Source organism: Streptomyces sp. NRRL S-337, from assembly GCF_000720175.1.
GTDB lineage: Bacteria > Actinomycetota > Actinomycetes > Streptomycetales > Streptomycetaceae > Streptomyces > Streptomyces siderophoricus.
In genome coordinates this window covers 1-22,938 of the sequence record NZ_JOIX01000004.1, presented here as the reverse complement: position 1 = coordinate 22,938, position 22,938 = coordinate 1, and the positions used below count along the sequence as shown (strand labels likewise).

General features: G+C 71.9%; 13 protein-coding genes, 3 tRNA genes and 2 pseudogenes. 12 read left to right on the top strand and 6 right to left on the bottom strand.

Features of this window, described 5'->3' with window-relative positions:
• Window positions 1–11 precede the first annotated feature (11 nt).
• The 3 genes and pseudogenes from IG62_RS46095 to IG62_RS0105260 all read left to right on the top strand — a co-directional run.
• A pseudogene (locus IG62_RS46095) lies at window positions 12–332 on the top strand (MaoC/PaaZ C-terminal domain-containing protein); the annotation flags it as partial.
• A 302-nt stretch (window positions 333–634) separates the two neighbouring features.
• Window positions 635–1,882 (top strand): lipid-transfer protein, encoded by a 1,248-nt coding sequence (locus IG62_RS0105265; RefSeq protein ID WP_078871827.1) that lies wholly within the window; start codon window positions 635–637, stop codon window positions 1,880–1,882.
• A gap of 126 nt (window positions 1,883–2,008) precedes the next feature.
• Window positions 2,009–2,542 (top strand): SigE family RNA polymerase sigma factor, encoded by a 534-nt coding sequence (locus tag IG62_RS0105260; RefSeq protein ID WP_030798157.1) that lies wholly within the window; start codon window positions 2,009–2,011, stop codon window positions 2,540–2,542.
• Between the two features lie 565 nt (window positions 2,543–3,107).
• Here the strand turns inward: IG62_RS0105260 and IG62_RS49780 are convergent.
• Window positions 3,108–3,552, bottom strand: a pseudogene (locus tag IG62_RS49780) (response regulator); the annotation flags it as partial.
• On the bottom strand, window positions 3,549–8,018 hold the full coding sequence (locus tag IG62_RS0105250) for a HAMP domain-containing protein (protein WP_051797649.1): 4,470 nt from the start codon (window positions 8,016–8,018) through the stop codon (window positions 3,549–3,551). The pseudogene IG62_RS49780 and the gene IG62_RS0105250, both read right to left, overlap by 4 nt.
• 125 nt (window positions 8,019–8,143) lie before the next feature.
• Between IG62_RS0105250 and IG62_RS0105245 the strand changes: the two genes are divergently transcribed.
• Complete coding sequence (locus IG62_RS0105245; protein WP_030798151.1) at window positions 8,144–10,003, top strand: SpoIIE family protein phosphatase; 1,860 nt, start codon at window positions 8,144–8,146, stop codon at window positions 10,001–10,003.
• Between the two features lie 50 nt (window positions 10,004–10,053).
• On the opposite strand, the gene IG62_RS0105240 is transcribed toward IG62_RS0105245, so the two are convergent.
• The gene (locus tag IG62_RS0105240) at window positions 10,054–10,290 is read right to left on the bottom strand and encodes a hypothetical protein (protein ID WP_030798150.1); all 237 of its coding nucleotides are present in this window, start codon (window positions 10,288–10,290) and stop codon (window positions 10,054–10,056) included.
• Window positions 10,291–10,584: 294 nt separating this feature from the next.
• Between IG62_RS0105240 and IG62_RS0105235 the strand changes: the two genes are divergently transcribed.
• On the top strand, window positions 10,585–12,234 hold the full coding sequence (locus IG62_RS0105235; RefSeq protein ID WP_030798148.1) for a long-chain fatty acid--CoA ligase: 1,650 nt from the start codon (window positions 10,585–10,587) through the stop codon (window positions 12,232–12,234).
• Between the two features lie 49 nt (window positions 12,235–12,283).
• On the opposite strand, the gene IG62_RS0105230 is transcribed toward IG62_RS0105235, so the two are convergent.
• A complete protein-coding gene (locus IG62_RS0105230) occupies window positions 12,284–16,351 on the bottom strand; it encodes a PAS domain-containing protein (RefSeq protein WP_030798145.1) in 4,068 nt (1,355 codons plus the stop codon).
• A 192-nt stretch (window positions 16,352–16,543) separates the two neighbouring features.
• Window positions 16,544–17,311: an SSI family serine proteinase inhibitor gene (locus IG62_RS50035; protein WP_420711045.1), complete on the bottom strand. Its 768-nt coding sequence runs from the start codon at window positions 17,309–17,311 to the stop codon at window positions 16,544–16,546.
• A gap of 240 nt (window positions 17,312–17,551) precedes the next feature.
• Between IG62_RS50035 and IG62_RS0105220 the strand changes: the two genes are divergently transcribed.
• The 6 genes from IG62_RS0105220 (at window position 17,552) to IG62_RS0105195 (ending at window position 20,760) form a co-directional block, all read left to right on the top strand.
• A tRNA-Ser gene (locus IG62_RS0105220) sits at window positions 17,552–17,642 on the top strand.
• A gap of 637 nt (window positions 17,643–18,279) precedes the next feature.
• Window positions 18,280–18,352, top strand: a tRNA-Arg gene (locus IG62_RS0105215).
• Window positions 18,353–18,819: 467 nt separating this feature from the next.
• A complete protein-coding gene (locus tag IG62_RS0105210; protein WP_199812418.1) occupies window positions 18,820–19,212 on the top strand; it encodes a helix-turn-helix domain-containing protein in 393 nt (130 codons plus the stop codon).
• Between the two features lie 97 nt (window positions 19,213–19,309).
• Complete coding sequence (locus tag IG62_RS0105205) at window positions 19,310–19,720, top strand: VOC family protein (protein WP_030798137.1); 411 nt, start codon at window positions 19,310–19,312, stop codon at window positions 19,718–19,720.
• 357 nt (window positions 19,721–20,077) lie between these two features.
• Window positions 20,078–20,302 (top strand): cold-shock protein, encoded by a 225-nt coding sequence (locus tag IG62_RS0105200; protein ID WP_030798135.1) that lies wholly within the window; start codon window positions 20,078–20,080, stop codon window positions 20,300–20,302.
• 384 nt (window positions 20,303–20,686) lie between these two features.
• Window positions 20,687–20,760: transfer RNA gene (locus IG62_RS0105195), tRNA-Met, on the top strand.
• Window positions 20,761–20,959: 199 nt separating this feature from the next.
• On the opposite strand, the gene IG62_RS0105190 is transcribed toward IG62_RS0105195, so the two are convergent.
• The gene (locus IG62_RS0105190) at window positions 20,960–21,754 is read right to left on the bottom strand and encodes an NAD(P)H-dependent oxidoreductase (RefSeq protein WP_030798134.1); all 795 of its coding nucleotides are present in this window, start codon (window positions 21,752–21,754) and stop codon (window positions 20,960–20,962) included.
• Here IG62_RS0105190 and IG62_RS0105185 point away from each other — a divergent pair.
• Window positions 21,753–22,938: helix-turn-helix domain-containing protein (locus tag IG62_RS0105185; protein WP_267887857.1), on the top strand; the 1,186-nt coding region annotated here is incomplete at its 3' end. The two genes, IG62_RS0105190 and IG62_RS0105185, sit on opposite strands and share 2 nt — an antisense overlap.

Sequence of the window (22,938 nt, the reverse complement as noted above, 5' to 3'; positions counted from 1 at the left end):
CTGAAGAGCGCATGCCTGACCGGCGCACGCCGGACATTCGGGCCGGGGACGTGCTGCCCGCACTGGAGATTCCGATCACCCGGACGCTGATCGTCGCCGGTGCCCTCGCCTCCCGCGACTACCAGGACGTGCACCATGACGCCGAGCTCGCCAAGGAGAAGGGCTCCCCCGACATCTTCATGAACATCCTCACCACCAACGGGCTGGTGGGCCGCTACCTCACCGACCACTTAGGTCCCGCCGCCGTGCTGCAGAAGCTCGCGATACGGCTCGGCGCTCCCAACTACCCGGGAGACACCATGACGTTGACGGGAACCATCATCGACGTCGACGCCGCCACGGACACTGCTCCGGGCGCCGCCAGGGACGCTCCCACGGAAGCTCCCATGGACTCCGCCACCGAGACCCATCCCACCACCAAGACCCATCCCACCACCAAGACCCATCCCGCCACCGAGACCCACCCCACCACCGTCCCCACCTCCACCACTGGTGGGACCACCGTCCAGGTCCGCATCATCGGCACCAACGCGCTCGGTCACCACGTCACCGGCACGGCGACCGTCCGTCTCACTCCGGGTGGGGCCGCGGCGTCCTGCCCGTCCTCGCCCCGCCGTTCCCCGGGGGCCACCGTATGAGCCTGCACCGCCCCGACGCGCTCTCCGGGCGCGCCGCCATCGCTGGGATCGGTGCGACGGAGTTCTCCAAGGATTCCGGCCGTAGCGAACTCAAGCTCGCCGTCGAGGCGGTACACGCCGCGCTCGACGACGCCGGGCTGGGCCCGGCCGACGTCGACGGTCTGGTCACCTTCACCATGGACACCACCCCCGAGATCACCCTCGCGCAAGCAGCGGGCATCGGGGAGCTGACCTTCTTCTCGCGCGTCCACTACGGCGGGGGCGCTGCCTGCGCCACCGTCCAGCAGGCGGCCCTCGCCGTCGCCACCGGGATCGCCGAAGTCGTCGTCTGCTACCGGGCGTTCAATGAACGCTCGGGCCGCCGCTTCGGTTCCGGCGTCCAGGAACGGCAGCCCTCCGCCGAGGGTGCGGCGCTCGGCTGGAACCTCCCCTTCGGTCTGCTCACCCCCGCCTCCTGGGTCGCGATGGCGGCCCAGCGCTACCTCCACACCTACGGCCTCACCCCCGAAGCCTTCGGTCATGTCGCGGTCACCGACCGCCGGCACGCCGCCCGCAACCCGGCCGCGTATTTCTACGGCAAGCCGATCACCCTCGCCGACCACGCGGCCTCCCGCTGGATCGCCGAGCCGCTGCGGCTGCTGGACTGCTGCCAGGAGACCGACGGCGGCCAGGCCCTCGTCGTCACGACCCCCGAGCGGGCCCGTGACCTGCGCCGGCCGCCCGCACTGATCACTGCCGCGGCCCAGGGCGCCGGCCGCGAACAGGAGCAGATGACCAGCTTCTACCGCGACGACCTGACCGGCCTGCCGGAGATGAACGTGGTGGCCCGCCAGCTCTGGCGCACCTCCCGGCTGACCCCCGCCGACATCGACGTCGCCATCCTCTACGACCACTTCACCCCCTTCGTCCTCATGCAGCTGGAAGAGTTCGGCTTCTGCGCGCCCGGCGAGGCGGCCGGCTTTGTCGCGGCGGACGCCCTTCCGTTGAACACCCACGGCGGACAGCTCGGCGAGGCGTACCTGCACGGCATGAACGGCATCGCCGAGGCCGTCCGGCAACTCCGCGGCACCTCCCCCAACCAGGCCCCGGACGCCAGCCACGTGCTGGTCACGGCGGGGACCGGCGTACCGACCTCCGGGCTGGTCCTCAGCCGTGACCAAGCCGGCGCCCCGGCCGGCCCCACGGCGGGCCGCACGGACAGTCCCCCGGCCGGCCCCACGGACAGCCCACCGGACTCCCCCTAGGGGACCGCCGCGCCCCCTCCCCCCAAAGGAGGTGGGGCCCGCCGTCTCCGTACAACTTGAGGGGGAGGCCGCTTCGGCACCTGGGACCGATCCGCCCGCACCCCCCTCGCTCCTAGCGTGGGAGCCATGACCACGCCTGTGTGCACCAGCGCTTCGACCGCCGCTGTGTTCCCCAGCTTCTCGTCCTACGTACGGGCCCGGGGGCCGGTCCTGCTGCGCGCCGCGCGGTCCCTGTCCGCCAACCCGAACGACGCCGAGGACCTCCTTCAGACCGCCCTGGCCAAGACGTATGTGGCCTGGGAGCGGATCGAGGATCACCGCGCGCTGGACGGCTACGTCCGCCGTGCGCTGATCAATACCCGTACCTCGCAGTGGCGCAAGCGCAGGGTGGAGGAGTTCGCCGTCGACGAGCTCCCCGAGCCCGACCCGCTGCCGTCCCCCGACCCGGCCGAGCTGGAGGGCCTGCGCGATGCGATGTGGCGCGCGGTGATGCGGCTGCCCCCGCGCCAGCGGGCCATGGTCGTCCTCAGGTATTACGAGGACCTGAGCGAGGCCCAGACCGCCGAGGTCATGGAGGTCTCGATCGGCACGGTCAAGAGCGCCGTCTCCCGTGCCCTGGCCAAGCTCCGCCAGGACCCCGAACTCGCCATGATCGCCTGAGGGAACGGCCGGGGAGCGGGAAGCAGAGGCGGGGCCTACGCCTCGCGGTTCACCAGCAGCCTGCCGACTGCCTCTTCCAGCTCGGCGACGCGGTCGGCGAGGTGGGCGCGGTCGACCGAGGAGGCGTCGCGCAGGAGGAGCTCCAGGTCCGCCAACTGGCCGGCGATGTCCGCCAGACGGGCCGCCTCGCCGGGGATGGGGGAGGGGGCCGGGGGTGTCGCCGGGTGGGGGACGGGGCCTTCCGGAGGGCCGCCGGCTACCTCGGTCTCCCCGTGCGCCTTTGATTCTCCGGACGTCGCGGTCTTCCCGTGCGCCTTGGATTCCCCGGAGGTCGCGGTCGCGGATGCGGCCGCGTTCTCTGGCCCGTCGGCAGACGCACGGGCCTCCCCCGGCCCCTTCTCCGGCCCACGGGCCTCCTCCGACCCAGGGATCTCGTCCAGGCCACGGATCTCCTTCGGCCCATGCCCCTCCTCCGCCCCGCGAGTCTCCGTCGGGGTGGAGGTGGACGTGGACGTGGCTGAGCCAGCCGCCTGTTCCGTTTCGGCGGCGCCCGGGCGGTTCTCGTTCGTCAGGAGGCGTTTCAATTGTTCAGCCTGCGCGGCCAGTTGGCGGTTTTTGCGGTGGAGGTCCAGGAAGACGTTCACCTTGGTGCGCAGGAGCCAGGGGTCGAAGGGCTTGATGAGGAAGTCGGCGGCGCCGACCGTGTAACCGCGGTAGGCGTAATTGGGGTCGACCGAGGCGCCGGTGAGCAGAATGATGGGCACGTCCTTCGTCTGGTCCAGGCCCTTGATGTTGGCCGCGGTCTCGAAACCGTTCATGCCGGGCATCAGGACGTCGATGAGGACCACCGCGAATTCCTCGCGGAGCATTGCCTTGAGGGCTTCTTCGCCGGAGCGGGCGCGGACGACTTTCTGGGTGAGCGAGCCCAGCACGGCCTCCAGCGCGACGAGGTTCTCCTCCATGTCGTCGACGATGAGGATGCTCGATGAGGTGTCCGGTGTCGTCGTCATGACCGCCGCCCTGACTCCGGCCCCGCCGTGTCGTCCTCCCGGTCGGCCTCTCCGGTCTTCCCGGCCTTCCCGGTCAGCTTGGCCTCCCCGGTCTTCCCGGTCAGCTCGGCCTCCTTGGCCTCCTTGGCCTCCCCGGCCTTCCCGGCCTTCCCGGTCTCCCCGTCCCCGCCATCCGGATCGCAGCCGCTCCCGGATTCCTGGGCCGCGTTCGGGTCCAGCAGTTGGCAGATCACCGAAAGGAGACGGTCCACGTCCACCGGTTTCGGGATGTAATCGTTGGCGCCGCTTTCGATCGCCTTTTCGCGGTCGCCGGGCATGGCCTTAGCGGTGAGCGCGATGACCGGCAGGTCCGCGAATCGGGGGGCTTGTCGGATCGCCTTGATCATCTCGTAACCATCCATTTCCGGCATCATGATGTCCATCAGCACCAGGGAGACGTCCGGTGTCCGGTCGAGAACTTCAAGGCCCTCGCGGCCGTTCTCGGCGTATTTCACATTGATGCCGACCCGGCCCAGTACGTGGGTGAGCGCGAAGACGTTGCGGATGTCGTCGTCGACGATGAGGATCCGGCGGTTCATCAGGATCCGGCCGGCGCGGCCGCTCAGCCAGTCCTTGAGGCGGGTGGTCTCGGGCCAGGTCACGTCGCCGCCGTCGGCGGGGCGGGGGCCCGTACGGGAAGCTGCCGGCTCGGACCGGACGGGGGAGGTCTCGCCCTTCGCCGGACCCGGGCCCTGGCCACCCGGTGCCGGGGCGGACGGCGCGGTGGGGGCGGTCGGGGCGGCCGGTGCTCCCAGGGTGACGGGGGCGAGCCCGGTTCCGCGGGCGGTCCCGCCGCCCGGGCGGCGCTCCGCCGTGTCGCCGGGACGGCCCTCGGGCCCGCCGTTGGGCCGGGGTTCGGTGCCGTCGACGGGCCGGGGTGGCGCGGCCGGGCCGAGGGCCGGGATCGGTGCGGTGTAGCGGGCCGGGACGTAGAGGGTGAAGGTCGAGCCGACGTCGGGTTCGCTCTCGGCGGCGATCCGGCCGCCGAGCAGCGCCGCCATGTCGCGGCTGATGGACAGGCCCAGGCCGGTGCCGCCGTATTTGCGGTTGGTGGTGCCCTCGGACTGCTGGAACGCCTCGAAGATCCCGCCGAGTTTCTCCGGCGGAATGCCGATACCGGTGTCCTTGACGGAGAACGCGACGACGTCGTCGGCGGTGCGCAGCGATTCCTCCTCGAAATGCCGCCCGGAAACGCGTGCCACGAGGAGTTCCACGCCGCCGGTGGAGGTGAATTTCACCGCGTTGGAGAGGAGGTTGCGGAGGATCTGCTGCAGGCGCTGTTCGTCGGAGAACAGTTCCTCGGGGACGTCGTCGGCGACCTTGACGTCGAAGGTCAGGCCGCGGTCGACGGTGAGCGGCCGGAACGTCGCGCGGACGTAGTCGAGGAGTTTGATGAGCGGCAGCGGCTTGGGGTGCACGTCCATCCGGCCGGCCTCGATCTTCGACAGGTCGAGGATGTCGTTGATCAGCTGGAGCAGGTCGGAGCCGGCCCGGTGGATGGTGACCGCGAATTCCACCTCCTGCGCGGAGAGCCGCCCGTCGGGGTTGTCGGCGAGGAGCCGGGAGAGCACCAGCAGGGAATTCAGCGGGGTGCGCAGCTCGTGCGACATGTTCGCCAGGAATTCGGACTTGTACTGGGAGGAAGTGGCGAGGAGTGCGGCCTTCTCCTCCAGTTCGGCGTTGGTGAGCTGCAACTCGTCGGAACGCTGGCGGAGTTCGGCGGTGAGCCGCTGGGATTCCGAAAGGAGCGATTCGGTACGGGAGTTGGCGAGGATGGTGTTGATGGACACCCCGATGGTGTTCACGAACTGGTCGATGAAGGCGAGGTGGACGTCGCTGAAGCGGCTGAAGGACGCCAGCTCGATGACGCCGAGCACCTGGTCCTCGAAGAGCACCGGCAGGATGACGATGTTGGCCGGGGCGGCGGCGCCCAGGCCGGAGCTGATGGTGATGTAGTCGGCCGGCACGGCGTCGACCACGATCCGCTTCTTCTCCATGGCGGCCTGGGTGATCAGCCCCCAGCCGGGGGTACCCAGACGCAGCCGCGGCAGGGAGCGCCGGCCCTCCAGCTGGCCGGTGCCGTAACCGGCGATGAGCTCCAGGCCCTCGCCCGGCTCGGCGCCCGCCTCGGCCAGGAAGAACGCGCCGAACTGGGCGTTCACCAGCGGGGTCAGCTCACGCAGGATCAGGTCGGCGACCTCGACCAGGTCGCGGTGACCCTGCATGAGGCTGGCGATACGGGCGAGGTTGGACTCCAGCCAGTCCTTGGCGCGGGTGGTCTCGCGGAGGTTGGCCACCATCAGGTTGATGTTGTTCTTCAGCGCGGCGACCTCGCCCTGGGCGTCCACGGTGATCGAGCCGGACATGTCGCCCTGGGTGACCGCGCTGGCCACCTCGGCGATCGCGCGCACCTGCGTCGTCAGGTTCAGCGCCAGGTCGTTGACGCTGGTGGTCAGCCGCTTCCAGGTGCCGTAGACGCCCTCGACCCGGGCCTGGCCGCCCAGCTGCCCCTCGCTGCCGACCTCGCGGGCGACCCGGGTCACCTCGGAGGAGAACGAGGAGAGGGTGTCGACCATGGTGTTGATCGTCGTCTTGAGTTCGAGGATCTCGCCGCGGGCGTCGACGTCGATCTTCTTGGACAGGTCGCCCTTGGCGACGGCGGTGGCGACCTGGGCGATGTTGCGGACCTGGGACGTCAGGTTGTCCGCCATGAAGTTGACGTTGTCGGTGAGGTTCTTCCAGACGCCGGACACGCCGTGGACCTGGGCGCGGCCGCCGAGCCGGCCCTCGGTGCCGACCTCGCGGGCGACGCGGGTCACCTCGTCGGCGAACGCCCGCAGCTGCTTGACCATGGTGTTGACGGTGTCCTTGAGTTCGAGGATCTCGCCGCGGGCGTCGACGTCGATCTTCTTGGACAGGTCACCGTTGGCGACGGCCGTGGTCACCTGGGCGATGTTGCGGACCTGGGAGGTCAGGTTGAGCGCCATCGAGTTGACGTTGTCGGTGAGGTCCTTCCAGACCCCGGACACGCCCCTGACCTGCGCCTGACCGCCCAGGTTGCCCTCGGTGCCGACCTCGCGGGCGACGCGGGTGACCTCGTCGGCGAAGGCGGAGAGCTGGTCGACCATGGTGTTGATCGTCGACTTCAGTTCGAGGATCTCGCCCTTCGCCTCGACGGTGATCTTCTTGCCGAGGTCGCCCTCCGCGACCGCGGTGGCGACCTGGGCGATGTTGCGGACCTGGGAGGTCAGGTTGTCCGCCATGAAGTTGACGCTCTCCGTGAGGTCCTTCCAGACCCCGGACACGCCTCGGACCTGGGCGCGGCCGCCCAGCTGGCCTTCGGTGCCGACCTCACGGGCGACGCGGGTGACCTCGTCGGCGAAGGCGGAGAGCTGGTCGACCATGGTGTTGATCGTCGACTTCAGTTCGAGGATCTCGCCGCGCGCGTCCACGGTGATCTTCTGGCTCAGGTCACCGTTGGCGACGGCCGTGGTCACCTGCGCGATGTTGCGGACCTGCCAGGTCAGGTTGGACGCCATGAAGTTGACGTTGTCGGTGAGGTCCTTCCAGACCCCGGAAACTCCCCTGACCTGGGCGCGGCCGCCCAGCTGGCCCTCGGTGCCGACCTCGCGGGCCACCCGGGTCACCTCGTCGGCGAACGCCCGCAGCTGGTCCACCATTTTGTTGACGGTCAGCTTCAGCTCCAGCAGCTCGCCGGTGGCCTCGACCGTCACCTGCTGGGTCAGGTCGCCGCGCGCCACCGCCGTGGTGACCACCGCGATGTCCCGGACCTGCGCGGTCAGCCGCGACGCCATGGTGTTGACCGCCTCGGTCACGTGCAGCCAGTCGCCGGACAGCCCCTGGACCCGGGCCCGGCCGCCGAGCCGGCCCTCGGTGCCGACCTCACGGGCCACCCGGGTGACCTCGCCGGTGAACAGGGAGAGCTGGTCGACCATGCGGTTGACCCCGCTGCCCAGACGGCGCAGATCGCCGCGGAGCTCCCGGCTGCCGTCGTGCAGCTCGACGTGCTGGGTCAGATCGCCGTCGGCCACTGCGTCCAGCACCCGGGTGGCCTTGGCCAGCGGGACCACCAGCGCGTCCAGCACGGTGTTGGCCGCCTCGATGCTGGTCGTCCAGGCGCCCTGGCCGGGGCTGGCGGAGATCCGCTCGTCCAGCCGGCCCTGCCGGATGATCTCTCCGCGCACCCGTTGGAGTTCGGAGGACAGATGGGCGTTACGGGCCACGATCTGGTTGAGGGCGCCGACCAGGTCCGCCAGGACACCGTTCCCGGCGGGGCCGTCCGGGATCTCCACGCGGCTGGTGAAGTCCCCGTCGCGCAGCGCGTTCATCGCTGCGAGCAGCGGCCGCAGTTCGCTCGTGCGCACCCATTGGCCGTTGCCGTCCGGCTGGGGCGGGTCGGAAGCCATGACGCGCCCTCCCCCCAATGATCGTTGTGGAGAGACACATTCCCGCGGAGAGATCCTTTTGGGGCGGGTATGACATAGTATAAAGCGCTTGTAATCACATTCTCCCGGTATATCAGGGGCCCGTAGTGGCAGCGCTGTCCAGCCCGTACGCGACGGAAACCGTGTCCCGGAAGGGTCTGCCGGCCAACCAGCTCGCGGCTTCCGGCGCGCGCAAATTCGTCCGCGCGCTGCTCACCGAACGGGCCGCCGCACCACCCGCCACCGCCGGACCGGGAGCCCCGGCGATCAGCTCCGAACTCATCTACACCGCGGTTCTGCTCACCAGCGAGCTGGTCACCAACGCCGTGATGTACGCCGGCACCGACATCGACGTGACCTGCCGCCTGGAACACGGCCCGCCGCCCGACCCCGAAACGGGGAGCGGCCCGGCGACGGTGGGCGTGGTCCTGGAGGTCTCCGACCGCCACCCGGCCCGGGGCGTACGCGGCGGGGTGGACGCCCGCACGGGAGAGCCCGGATACGGCCTCCAGCTGGTCAGCGCGCTGTCGGCGGCCTGGGGCGTCACCTACCGCAGGGCGGTCAAGACGGTCTGGTTCCGGCTGGAGGCCACCGAGGGCGAACCGGTCAGCCCGTCCCAGCCCCAGCCCCCGGACGAGCGGCGCCGCGCCGAGGCCCCGGCCCGCCCGGACCACCAGGACACCGCGCGGCTCCCCGGCGCGCACGCCGCCGAATGGGCCGACCGCGGCGGCCCGTCCTTCCTCGCCGAGACCAGCGAGCTGCTGGCCGGCCAGCTCGACCAGGACCTGGTCACCGCGCTCGCCGCCCAGCTGCTGGTCCCCCGGCTCGCCGACTGGTGCGCCATCTGGCTGAGCACCGAGGGCGGCGAACGGCAGCTGTCCCGCGTCTGGCACGTCGACGAGCGGCGCATCCCCCCGCTCCGCGCCGACCTGGAGCGCGACCCGCCCCGTGAGATGTTCCGCACCGGCGGCACCCCCTGGCCCTGGCCGGAACGCGCCGGCGCGTCCCCGGCGGGCGGCTCGGCGCTCGCCTTCCCGCTCACCGCCCGCGACACCGACCAGGGCGTCCTGCTGCTCGGCCGGGCCGGACAGCTGCGGATGACCGACACCGTGGTGCGGATGGTCGAGGACGTCGCGCGGCGGGTCGCCCAGGCCGTCCACACCGCCCGTCAGTACACCCGGCAGACCACCATCAGCCTGGCCCTCCAGCGCCGCCAGCTGCCCGCCTCACTGGCCAGCATCGAGGGCGTGGACACCGCGATCGTCTACGAGCCGCACGGCGAGGGGCAGACCGTCGGCGGCGACTTCTACGACGTCTTCCCCATGGGCGGCCGCCGCTGGTGCTTCCTGCTCGGCGACGTCCAGGGCAAGGACCCCGAGGCGATGTCCGTCACCGGGCTGGCCCGGCACCTCGTTCGGCTGCTGGCCCGCGAGGGGCACGGCGTGGAGTCCGTCCTCGGCCGGCTGAACCTCGCCATGGCCGAGGAGACCGCCGAGGCCCTGGAGCTGGGCGGCGAGCAGGCCGGCGCCCGCTTCCTGAGCCTGCTGTACGGCGAGCTGGAGGTCGACCCCGGCGTGCCCGGCGCCCGTTGTACGGTCGCCAGCGCCGGGCATCCACCGCCGCTGCACATGTTCGTCGACGGCACCGTCGAGCCGGCCTCCGAACCGCAGATGCTGCTCGGCATCGACGAGGGCACCGAGTACCAGGCCAGCTCCTTCGACCTGCGGCCCGGCGAGACCCTGCTCTGTGTCACCGACGGGGTCACCGAACGGCGGTGCGGCAACTGGCAGTTGGACGACAACGACGGCCTGATCGAGGTGCTCCGGGACGGCCTCGGGCTGGGCGCCAAGGCGCTGGCCGAGCACGTACGGCGGGCCGCCCACGACTTCGGCACCGGCCCGGTGGAGGACGACCTGTCGGTGCTGGTCCTCCAGGCGCTGCTGCCGACGGTCGAGCCACGGGCCTGAGGGCCGGGAGTGGCGGTGCGGCCGGCTCGGGCGGCCGTGCCGCCCCGGGCTCAGGCCCCGCCGGCCCGGCTGACCAGCAGCTCCCCGCCGCCCGCGACGACCCCTCCGCCGTGTCCGACGACCGGGTCGAAGTGCCCGCCGAACGGCCGGTGCCCGGGCGCCGCCCCGCCGTCGGCCGGCCGCAGGACCTCGGTGGCCCGCGGCGCCGCCTGGGCAGCACCGGACGCCAGCACGCTGACACCGCCCAGGGCGGCGAGGACGAGGCAACGGCGGAGGTGGGGGCGCATGAGGGGCTCCAGTGAGCAGAGGTGACCGGTTGCCCGCCAGCGTGCGGCCCGCCCCGGCGCCACACAAGCAACCCGCCCGGCGGGCCATCCCTGTGGGTGAACGCCGGGCTCACGTCCCGGCCGGCCGCAGGTGACCGAATCCCGTCCGCAGGTGACCGAACTCGCACGCAGGTAACCGAACAGAAGGAAGAAATCAGTCCGGTGGCCGCCGGCTAGTGACATACCGCATGGTATGCCAGCACAATCACCAGGAAATTACCCTCGCGTAACGGCCGCTGTTTTGGGAGGCCCCTGGTGTACAGCACGATGCAGGACGTACCGCTGCTGATCTCACGGATTCTGACCCACGGATCCACGGTCCACGGTCGGTCCCAGGTGACCACCTGGACGGGTGGCGAGCCGCACCGCCGCAGCTTCGCCGAGATCGGCCGCCGGGCCGCCCAGCTGGCCCACGCGCTGCGCGACGAGTTGTCGGTGGCCGACGAGGACCGGGTCGGCACGCTGATGTGGAACAACGCCGAACACATGGAGGCCTACCTCGCCATCCCCTCCATGGGGGCGGTGCTGCACACCCTCAACCTGCGGCTGCCCGCCGAGCAGCTGGTGTGGATCATCAACCACGCCGAGGACCGGGTCGTCCTCGTCAACGGCAGCCTGCTGCCGCTGCTCGCCCCGCTGCTGCCCCAGCTGGAGACCCTCCGGCACATCGTGGTCGTCGGCCCCGGCGACCGGTCCGTCCTGGACGGCGCGCGGGCCCGGGTGCACGACTACGAGGAGCTCATCGCCGACCGCCCGGAGACGTACGACTGGCCGGAACTCGACGAACGGGACGCCGCGGCCCTCTGTTACACCTCCGGCACCACCGGCGACCCCAAGGGCGTGCTCTACAGCCACCGTTCGCTCTACCTGCACTCGCTCCAGGTCAACACCGCCGAGGCGTTCGCGCTCTCGACGCGCGACATCACCCTGCCCGTCGTGCCGATGTTCCACGTCAACGCCTGGGGCCTGCCGCACGCCGCCTTCATGGCCGGCGCCTCGCTGCTGATGCCGGACCGCTTCCTGCAGCCCGCCCCGCTCGCCGAGATGATCGAGACCGTACGGCCCACCATCGGCGCCGCGGTCCCCACCATCTGGCAGGGCCTGCTCGCCGAACTCGACGCCCACAAGAGGGACGTGGCCTGCCTGCGGACCGTCGTCATCGGCGGCTCCGCCTGCCCGCCCGCCCTGATGCGCGGCTTCGAGGACCGGCACGGCATCCGCGTCGTACACGCCTGGGGCATGACCGAGACCTCGCCGCTGGGCTCCGTCTCGCACCCGCCGGCCGGGGTGAGCGGCGAGGAGGAGTGGGCCTACCGCGCCACCCAGGGCCGCTTCCCCGCCTCCGTCGAGGCCCGGCTGATCGGCCCGGACGGCGCGCAGCTGCCGCACGACGGCACCGCGGCGGGCGAGCTGGAGGTCCGCGGCCCGTGGATCGCCGGCGCCTACTACGGCGGCGCCCAGGGCGAACCGCTGCGCCCCGACGACAAGTTCAGCCCCGACGGCTGGCTGCGCACCGGTGACGTCGGCACCCTCACCCCGGACGGCTATCTGACCCTGACCGACCGCGCCAAGGACGTCATCAAGTCCGGCGGCGAATGGATCTCCTCGGTCGAGCTGGAGAACCACCTGATGGCGCACCCGGACGTCACGGAGGCCGCGGTGGTCGCCGTACCGGACGACAAGTGGGGCGAGCGGCCGCTGGCGACCGTCGTCCTGAACCAGGGCGCCACCATCGGCTACGAGGACCTCAAGGCGTTCCTCGGCGAGCGGATCGCCCGCTGGCAGCTGCCGGAGCGCTGGGCGGTGATCCCGGCGGTGCCCAAGACCAGCGTGGGCAAGTTCGACAAGAAGGTGCTGCGGCGGCAGTACGCGGACGGCGAGCTGGACGTGACGCTGCTGGCCTGAACCGGCCCCACCGGGCGCCCGACGACCGGGCGCCCGGTACCGCCTGCTTCTAGTTGGTACCGATCTTGGCCAGCAGATCGACGATCCGGGACTGCACCTCGTCGCTCGTCGAACGCTCCGCCAGGAAGAGCACCGTCTCGCCGGCCGCCAACCGCGGCAGCTGTGCCGGGTCAAGGTCGGCGGAGGTGTAGACGACCAGCGGGGTGTGGTCGAGCAGCCCGTTCGCGCGCAGCCAGTCGACGATCCCGGCCCGCCGGCGACGCACCTGCATCAGGTCCATCACGACGAGGTTCGGGCGCATCTGCGCCGCCAGGGTCACCGCGTCGGCGTCCGCGCCGGCCCGCGCGACCTGCATCCCGCGCCGCTCCAGCGACGTGATCAGCGCCCCGGCGATGGCGTCGTTCTGCTCGATCAGCAGCACCCGCGGCGGGTGGTTCTCGCTGTCCCGCGGCGCCAGTGCCTTGAGCAGCACCGCCGGGTCCGCCCCGTAGGCGGCCTCCCGGGTCGCCTGCCCCAGACCGGCGGTCACCAGCACCGGCACCTCGGCCGCGCCCGCCGCCTGCCGCAGCGACTGCAGCGCGGTACGGGTGATCGGCCCGGTCAGCGGGTCGACGAAGAGCGCCGCGGGGTACGCCGCGATCTGCGCGTCGACCTCCTCACGGGAGTTGACGATCACCGGGCGGTAGCCGCGGTCGCTGAGCGCCTGCTGGGTGGCGACGTCCGGCGCCGGCCAGACCAGCAGCCGGCGCGGATTGTCCAGCGGCTCCGGCGGCAGCTCGTCGTCCATCGGCATGGGCTGACGATCCATCACCTCTATGGCGCCGTTCGGCCCGTCCAGCGGCTCGGGGCCCTCGCTGCCCTCGTCGGGCGCGGAGATCGCGAAGGCCCGCCCCTCGCTGGTGTCCATCAGATGCGGCTGCGGCTGCGGCTGTGCCGCGGGCTGACCGGCCGCCGGCGCACGGTCCTGCGGCGCGGCCGGCTGCGGACCGGGACGCGGCCCGGCACCGTCCGGTACGGCCCCGGCGGCCGCCGCGCGCTCACCGTCCTGCGGCGGCGCGGCGAGCTTACGGCGCCGGCCCGAACCCGCGGACGTACCGCCGGGCGGGGTGCTGCCGGGCGGCAACGGCCGCTGCTGCCCGGCGATCTGCTGCGCGAACGGCACGCCCTGCCCGAGCGTGCGCACGCTGAACGCCCGGCCCTGGGCCGCCGCCTCGTCCTCGGAGCCCGGCGGGAGCGGCTGACGGAGCGGGTGGCCGCCCGGCCCGCCCTGCGCGGGTACGGGCGCCGCGGGCGCCTCCTCGGCGGGGCTGGGGCGGCCACGACGGCGTCCGGTCGGTACGGGCGGTACCTCGGGCCCGGCGGGCGCGTCCCCGCCCGGCACCGGCGCGACACCGGGCGCCGGACCGGCCACGGCCCCGGCCGCACCCCCAGGACCGGCCGGCTCGGCGGAACCGTCGGAACCGGCGGGCTGTGCCACCAGACCCTCCGGCCCGGCCACGAACGTCCCGGACGACTCGGAGTCGGCCATCGCGGCCGCCGCGCGCTCCTCGGCGGCCGCCCGGCGGGCCCTACGGCGTCCGGTCGGCTCGTCCCAATCGCCTTGCATCTCGGCCGAGTCGGCGCTCCCGGCGGCAGCCTCCAGGGCGTACCCGGGCTGCCCGGCGGGCGGCATGGCCTCCGGACCGCCGGCCACCGGCCGGCGCGCCCGGCGCCGGCCCGTACCGCCGGCCTCCTGCGGGCCGGCCGCCTGCGCGGGCACCTGATCGGCGACCGCGGGCAGCGCGGGCAGCCCCGACGGCGCCGGCTGCGGGGCCCGGTCCGCCGCGGCCGGCGGCAGCGCGAACGCCGTCCGCTGCCCGCCCTGCTGCGCGGCACCGGTGGCGGCCGGCGCCCGGCCCCGCTCGCCCTGCGCGGCGCGCTCCGGCGCCTCGGCCAGCGCCCGGCGGGCCCGCCGGCCGGCCGGCTGGACGGGACCCAGCCCCTGCGGCTGGGCGGGCGCCGGGGCCTGGCCCGGAATCTGCGGACGTGCCGGCACAGGGCCCGTCGACGGCCCGGCCGCCGCGCCCGGCCCGGTGACGGCCTCGCCCCGGTCCGGCCCGGCGGCCGGCGCCTGCCCCGGCTGCCGACCGGCGGACGGGTCCGCACCCGAGGGCAGCGCGGGCAGCCCGGCGCCCTCCGTGGCACCCTGCCGCGCCCGCCGGCGCCCCGTAGGAGGCACGGCCTCGGCACCCGCCATACCTGGCGGCAGCGCCGGGCCCTCGCCCTCGGCAGCCACCGGCTCGACCGGCGCACCCTCGGGCGCGCCCTGCTCCCCACCGGGGCGCCGGGCCCGCCGGCGTCCGGTCGGCGACGCGCCACCGGCCTGCGCCGGCACCGACGCACCCTGCTCCACACCGGCACCGAGGGACTCACCGGCCCCATCGGTACCGCCGTCAGCCACCGCGGGCCCCTGGCCCGTTCCGCTCTCGTCCGCCGCGTCGACCTGCGTACCCCGGGCCCGCGCGGTCGGGACCGGCATCACCGTCGTCTCGTTGCCGACCGGTACCTCCGTCGTCCCGCCCTCCGCGGCACCGTCCGCCGACGCCGCGCCGTCCGCGCCCTCGATCCCCACCGGCAGCTCCAGCACATACGCGCTGCCGCCTGTACCGGGCCCACTGCCTGGCACCTCATGGGTCTGCAACAGCCCGCCGTGCTTCCGCACGATCCCGCGGACCAGCGGCTCGTGCACCGGGTCACCGCCACCGAACGGCCCGCGCACCTCGATCCGTACGACCTCGCCGCGCTTGGCCGCCGCCACCACGATCGTCGAGTCCCCGGGAATCGCGGTACGCCCGCCGGTCCCCATGGCGTCGTCACCGACCGGCATCCGCCCCGTCGAATCCACGCCCGCCACATCCGCGATCAGATGCGACAGCGCCTGCGCGATCCGCTCCGCGTCCACCACCGCCTCTATCGGCGGGGCGTGCACCGCGAACTGCGCCCGGCCCGGCCCGATCAGCTCGATCGCGCCCTCCACGCCCGCGGCGACCACACCGTCCAGCGACACCTTCGCGCGGTTCAGCTTCTCCTTGCCGGCGTCCAGCCGCTGATAGCTCAGGACGTTGTCCACCAGCGTCGTCATCCGGGCGTGGCCGGCCGCGAGGTGGTGCAGGATCTGGTTCGCCTCCGGCCACAGCTGGCCGGCCGGATCGGACGCCAGCGTGCCCAGCTCGCCCTTCAGCTCCTCCAGCGGACCGCGCAGCGCCTGCTCCAGAACGGCCAGCAGCTGGGCGTGCCGGGCCGCCAGCGCGTCCAGGGCCCGCCGGTCGGTGAAGGTCATCACCGCGCCGACCAGCTGGTCGCCGTCCCGTACCGGCGCCGTGGTCAGATCCACGGCCACCGCACGCCCGTCCTTCGCCCACAGCACCTGCCCGCGGACCCGGTGCTTGCGCCCCGACTTGAGCGTGTCGGCCAGCGGCGTGTCCTCCCAGGGCAGCGCCGACCCGTCCGCCCGCGAGTGATGGACGAGCGGATGCAGTTCCTTCCCGCCCAGCTCACTCGCCCGGTACCCGAGGATCTGCGCCGCGGACGGGTTGACCAGGACGACCTTGCCCTCGGAATCGACCCCGACCACACCCTCGGCCGCGGCCCGCAGGATCATCTCGGTCTGCCGCTGCTGGCGGGCCAGCTCGGCCTCGGTGTCCAGCGTGCCGCTCAGGTCCCGTACGACGAGCATCAGCAGCTCGTCGCCGGTGTAGCCGCGGTGATCCGCGTAGGCGGCCTCGAAGGCGGACTCGTACGGGGTCCGGCCGTCCTCCAGGTTCGCGCTGGTCACCTCGACCAGCAGCTCGGTGCCGTCCGTCCGCCGCGCGACCATCCGCGTCGGCTTCGTCCGCTGCCCCGAGACCTCCTCGTCCCGGCGCCGCATCGAGCCCGGGATCCGCTTGGAGTCGAAGTCCGGCAGCAGGTCCAGCAGACCGCGCCCGACCAGGGCCGTGCCCGGCGCCTCGAAGGTCTCCAGCGCGATGGTGTTGGCGTTGACGACGGTGCCGTTGCAGTTGACGAGCAACAGCGCGTCGGGGAGGGCGTCGAGTATGGCTGCGAGGCGAGCAGCGCCTCGGGATGGCCTGCTGCTCACGAGACGCTTCCCTCCTGTTACCGCACCGTGCCGGGCCCGCCGCGGCGGACCGTCGGGATGGAGTCTACGGGCACTCGCGCGCGACGCGGAGGCGGATGACGGGGAGGTTATGCCGCGGCGCCGTGCGACTCGCCGCACGCCCGACATGTGCCCCTCGTCCTGACCTGGGACGCTACTGCGGCACGAAACGGGTCACGAACTGGTCGCCGGGAGCAGAGGTTCGAAGCGGCTCCAGCGTTCGATCTCACACCCATTGGTGCGCCGGAAGTCCGCGTTGACGGGCCGCCCGGCCCACGTCCCGGTGACATGTGCGGTCGCCGGTCCGCCGTAGATCATGGTGCACTGCGCGTGCTGCGGCACCGGCGCGAACGGGTCCTTGCCCCACCGCGTCATGGAGTCGAGCTTGGCGCACGCCCGCCGCACATGGTGGTGCGTCCCGTGTGCAGGGTGGCAATACAGCTCGAAGGTCCCGTCCGTGTGCGCCGACCCGGACCGGTGGACGGTAACGGTGAGGTGATCCCGCGGCGCCCCCTGGGCCCCATGCCGGTCCGCCGGGGCGACGGGCCGGGCGGCGTGGTGGTCGCCGTGGTGGTCGCCGTGGTGGGCGGCATGGCGGACAGGGGAGGCCGGCCGACGATCCGGTCCCTGGCCGTCCGCCCCCTCCGACCGCCCATAGGGCGTGGCCAGCTGCCCCCGATGCGTATCCCGCCCGACCAGCAGATCCGGCCCGACGAACGCCTGCTGCCCGCCGGCCCTCCCGCCCCCGTGGCTTCCGCCCCCATGGTCGCTCCCGCTCGGGGCGTGGTGACCCGCCCCCGTCACGCCGCCGCCGGACCGGAAATGGGCGAGCGGGATCGGGGCGGCCGACGCGACGGGCGCCACCAGGGCCAGCACGGCGGTGGCTGCGGTGACGGCGGTGGCAGCGGCGGCGAAGGGGGACGACGTCCGGCGGTGCGACATCACAGGCTCCAGAGAGGCGAGTGCGGGGCGGTACGCGGTACGTACACGCCGGGGGCGCACGACACAGAGATCGCCACGGCCCCACACTCCTAACGCGCCGCCGCCCCCGACGTTGCGCCGCAGGAACGTCTTTGCCGGGTGGCCCGCGCGCCTAGTACCGTAGGGGGCGATTGGTGACAGCCCTCGGAGCTGTGCCATCATCGACACACACCACAGCGCGCCTGCGCGCGTGGGGTGCGTGGAGGCGTCGCCTAGTCCGGTCTATGGCGCCGCACTGCTAATGCGGTTTCGGGTTTACCCCCGATCGAGGGTTCAAATCCCTCCGCCTCCGCTCGTCTCCGTCCAGGCCCCGGTCACCCCGACCGGGGCCTGAACGCTTTCCGGCGGCTTTGCGGGGGCTTTGGGGGTCGTCCCGGGCACTGCGGGGGCTGCGCGGCCCATCGCGGGCATCGCGGAGGCTTCGTGGCACGTCCCGGGTACTGCGGGGGCTGTGCGGCCTGTTCCGGGCGTCGCGGAGGCTTTGGGGGACGACCCCGGAGATCTCTCTCCTGGTCTGCCCGGACGCTTCCTTGATTCCTGGGCCTGAATCCCTGGGCTGACTTTCTCTGGAACCTTCCCTGGAGCTTGCCCGAAGCGTTCCCCGGAACCGTCCCCGAAGAGTTCCCCGGATCTTCCCCGGAACCTTCCCCAGCTCTTCCCCGGGCTTCCCTTCTTAGTGGCCCCCCTCACACCCGGCGTCGAGCCCGCCCGTCCAGTCCGTCCAGCCCCGCCCCGAAGAGGGCTCCCCTCGCCCGAACTTCACTCGGATCGCCGACCGCCGACCCGGCCCCGGCTCGCCCCCAATCCCGCCCGCGAACACATTTTCGCAGGTCAGAGGGGGTGAGGGGAATGGATTTCGCCTGACGCCGCAGGTCATGTAATGTTGTTCCCGCAACGCCGACCGGCAAGAAAAACCGCCGGAAAGCCAAGCGCTCGTAGCTTAACGGATAGAGCATCTGACTACGGATCAGAAGGTTGCAGGTTCGAATCCTGCCGAGCGCACAGCAGCCCAGAGGCCCCGTTCGATATCGAACGGGGCCTCTGGTGTTTCTCTTGACGGCAGTGGTTGACGGCAACCGCCTCCGAGGGGCGATGTGGAGTGCGGAAGACGGTCACTGGGGCACCGGCGGTGTCGTCGTCATCGTCCCGTCGGCTGCCGTCGCCCCTCAGCGCGTTCCCGATGCGGTCGAACGCGGAGCGCTGGGAGTCGAGCCGTACGAAGGTGCGGATGTGTGGATGTGTGGATGTCGATGGGTACGCGGAGCGAGCTGGGGGCCGGGGGTTCCATGATCATGTGGGCGACGGTCGGCAGCTCCTTGCCGACCGCTGAAGCGCCTGCCGGACGGTGACGACGCCTCCGTACGGATCCACGTCCGGCCGGCGCGGGCCCAGTACCTCACCAATATGGGCAGCGGAGAGCGGTCACGGCACCGTCTTTGGTCGTAGCAGAGCTGTGGTGTGATGGCGCCGTGAGCCGTGCTGCAGAGGAGAGCAACCGCCGCATGCTTCGAGCGCGGGATGCGATGGACCGTGCCTATGCGCAGCCCTTGGACGTAGCGGCACTGGCGCGGATCGCCCATGTGTCGGAGGCGCACTTCTCGCGCGTCTTCCGGGCCACGTTCGGTGAGACGCCGCACCGCTACCTGCAGCGCCGTCGGGTCGAACGCGCGATGTTCCTGCTGCGGGAGACCGATCGCCGGGTGACCGACATCAGCTTCGAGGTGGGCTTCAACAGTCCCGGGACCTTCAGCCGCACCTTCCATGACATCGTCGGCCGGTCACCGAGGGAGTACCGCAAGCAAGCGGCGGCCACGGGCGTGCCCACCTGCTTCACGATGGCGTGGGCGCGACCGAGCGCCTGACCGCTCGCGCCGGCCGCCAGCTCCCAGTGCGCGGAACGCCGTCGACTGATCAGTTTTGGATAAGTTTTCGTCCGGTGTGCTCAGTAGCGTGAGGGACATGTTCAACGCCATCACGCATTCGCAGATATACGTCCTGGACCAGGACGAGGCCCTCGACTTCTACGTCGGCAAGCTCGGCCTTGAGGTCACCGCCGACGTCGACATGGGCTTCATGCGCTGGCTGACCGTCAGCGTCCCCGGGCACCCCGAGCGCCAGATTCTGCTGGAGAAGCCCGGCGCGCCGGCGATGTCCGAGCAAACCGCTGAGCAGGTACGGGAGTTGGTGACCAAGGGCGCGATGGGCGGCTGGCTCATCTTCACCACGGACGACTGCCGCAAGACCTACGAGACGCTGCTGGGCCGGGGCGTGGAGTTCACCGAGGAACCCACCGATCGTCCCTACGGAACCGATTGCGGCCTCCGCGACCCCTTCGGCAACCGCATTCGCTTCACCCAGCCGCGGGCCTGAGCAGTGTTCGATTCGAAGGGTCGGGCGACTGACCTATTGGACACCTCCACCCCTCCTGGGCCGCCTTTCGCCCCTCCCGCACTACGGCTTCGACGCGTAGCGCAGACGGCAAACACGGGCGGGACACGGGGACTTCGACTATCGCTTGGGTTTCGACCGGCTGGCGGAGAGCCGGACCTTCCGGTGCCGCACCACGGCGCAGACGGAGGCGATGCGGCCAGGGGATGGGACAGGGGATAGGGCAGCTGGTTCTGCTGACAGGACGCCATCGACGGCTTTCCCGTCGACGACCAGCTCCGTTGACTCTCCGCATGACGAACAACTGGCGCAGACAAGGCAGCCGGTAGGGTTCCGCCTATGGTGACCGCGATTGTCCGCGAGTGGCGCGACGAGGAAGGGTGGGGCGTGCTCGACTGCCCCGAGACGCCCGGCGGCTGCTTCGGCCACTACTCCGACATCCAGTCGGCCGGCTTCCGAACACTGCTGCCCGGCCAGCAAGTGGACCTCGTGTGGGAAGCCCCCGGCTTCAAGCAGGACGGCTACGACTACCGTGCGGTGACCATCGTGCCTCGGTCTGCCTGACCTCGCGCCTCGTACCGACAACGGGGCATGCTCACGCTTATCGACAACGGTGCATGTTCACGCTGCCTTGCAGCCCGTTGTGCTCTCCGGCTCTCTGCTGTCGTGTGCAGCGGCGCCCCCGTGACTGTGTGTACGGCTGGGATGAGTGGGTCTTGGACCTTGGGCTTGGGCTTGGGCTTGGGCCTTGGGTCTTTTGGGAAAGTCGTCCAAATCCTCAGTGTCATCGGGGTCACTGTTGGCGATCCCGCTACCGCGGGCAGTCTGGTGCCGGGGCCGGCCTGGCCGGACCGGGCCTGGTCGGACCCGGTGAGTGTCGGTGTTGTGGTCGGTGGTGGGAAAGGATTAGGCGTGGGGGCTGGAGTCGCGTAGTGTTCGGGGAACCGACGCGGGGTGGAGCAGCTCGGTAGCTCGCTGGGCTCATAACCCAGAGGTCGCAGGTTCAAATCCTGTCCCCGCTACTGACGCCGCAGGACCGTGGATCTCTATCCACGGTCCTGCGGCTTTTTGCGTTCCTGGTGTTTTTCGCTCCGGGCTTTCCTCGCCTTCTGAGGCTTTCCTTGCGTTTCGAGGCTTTTGCGTGCCCGCCGGCTGGGGGTTTGTGCCCGTGTGCCCGTGTGCCCGTGTGCCCGTGCGGCCGTGTGCCCGTGTGCCCGTGTGTCAGGGGTGGTGGGGTGGGGGCGGGGTTGTGTAGTGGGCGGAGGGGCCTGTGGGGGGTGTGGGGGTGAGGTGGGGGTGGAGGAGGAGGTTGTCGTCGTAGTCGCCGGTGTTCTGGTGGCGGAAGGCGAGGGGCTCTGTGGTGGGGAGGGTGCGCAGGCGCTCGCGTAGTCGGGTGGCGGCGGTTGCGTAGGCGGTGGGAGTGGTGCGGTCCGCGGCGGGGATCAGGAGGGGCGGGAGGACCGACATGCCGGTGTACCAGAGGGTGCCGTGCTGCAGGGGGAAGAGGAGATCGTTGAGGTCGCCGTTGACGCCGCGCGGGCCCAGGGTGGCGGCGCGGGCGCCGGCGGTGGTGATCACCATGGCGCGCTTGCCGGTGAGCCGGCCGTCGCCGTAGCGCAGTGGGCGGCCGGTCTCCGAGTCGGTGTGGCCGAAGGCGAAGCCCTTGATGAAGACGCGGTCGAACCAGCCCTTGAGGATGGCGGGCATGCCGTACCACCACAGGGGGAACTGGATGATCACGGTGTCCGCCCAGGTGACCTTCTCTTGTTCCACGGCGATGTCCGGGCTCAAGTGGCCCTGGTGGTAGGCACGTTCGGAGGCCGGGCCGATGTGGAGGCGGTCGGCGGGGTCGTGGCCGTAGTCGGTGGCGTCGACCACCGGGTTCCATTTCATGGCGTACAGGTCGGAGACGCGGTACTCGTGGCCGTGGGCTTCGAGCGCGCGCAGGCCTTCGTCCTTGAGGGCGCCGCTCAGGGAGCGCGGGTCGGGGTGGGCGAACAGCCAGAGGATCTTCATGACACCCACTGTCCGGGCGGGTGGGCGTACGGACGAGTGGCCGGATGGCCATACTGTGCAAGGATCGGGCCATGAGGTGTCGTGGGATGGGGTGGGGCGAGTGAGGGACGGGGATGGGGTGCGGCGGCATCGGGTGGCGGTGCTGGTGCGGGACGGGATGCTGCCGATCGAGGTGGGCATCGTGCACCGGATCTTCGGCGAGGCCCGTTCGGCGGACGGGGAGCGGCTCTACGAGCTGGTGACCTGTGCGCTGGAGCCGGGTGAGGTGCGGACGGACACGGATTTCACGGTGTGTGTGGCGCACGGGCCGGAGGCGCTTGCCGAGGCCGACACCGTGGTCGTGCCGGCCTCCGGGGCGGATTACGACCGGGCGGAGCGTACGGCCGGGCGGCTGAGCGCGGAACTGGCCGAGGCGCTGGGGCGGATCCGGCCCGGGACGCGGATCGCGTCGATCTGTACGGGCGCGTTCGTGCTCGCGGCGGCCGGGCTCCTGGACGGGCGGCGGGCGACCACGCACTGGCGGTCGGTGGACGACTTCCGCCGGCTGTTTCCGCACGTCGAACTGGACGCGGACGTGTTGTACACGGATGAGGGGGACGTGCTGACGGCGGCGGGGGTCGCGTCGGGCATCGACCTGTGTCTGCACATGGTCCGGTGTGACCACGGGGCGGCCGTCGCCAATGACGTGGCCCGGCGGACCGTCGTACCTCCGCACCGGGAGGGCGGCCAGGCGCAGTACATCCGGCGGCCGGTGCCGGAGCCGCAGGTGTCCTCGACGGGCCGGGCGCGGGCCTGGGCGCTGGAACACCTGGACCGGCCGGTGACGCTGCGGGAGCTCGCGGCGTGCGAGGCGATGAGCGTGCGGACCTTCACCCGGCGGTTCCGGGAGGAGGTGGGGATCTCGCCGTTGCAGTGGCTGACCCAGCAACGGATCGAGCGGGCACGGCAGTTGCTGGAGGAGACGGAGCTGACGGTGGACCGGATCGCGACGGAGGCCGGCTTCGGGACGGCGGCGTCGCTGCGGCAGCATCTGCAGTCGGCGCTGGGGGTGTCGCCGCGGATGTACCGGAATACGTTTCGGGGAGCGGGGCCGGAGGCGCCCACGGGGCCGGCGTTGGGGGCGCGGGCGAGGGCGAGTGTGAAGGGGAGGGCGGAGGCGCGGGCGAGGGCGGGCAGTCGGGGTG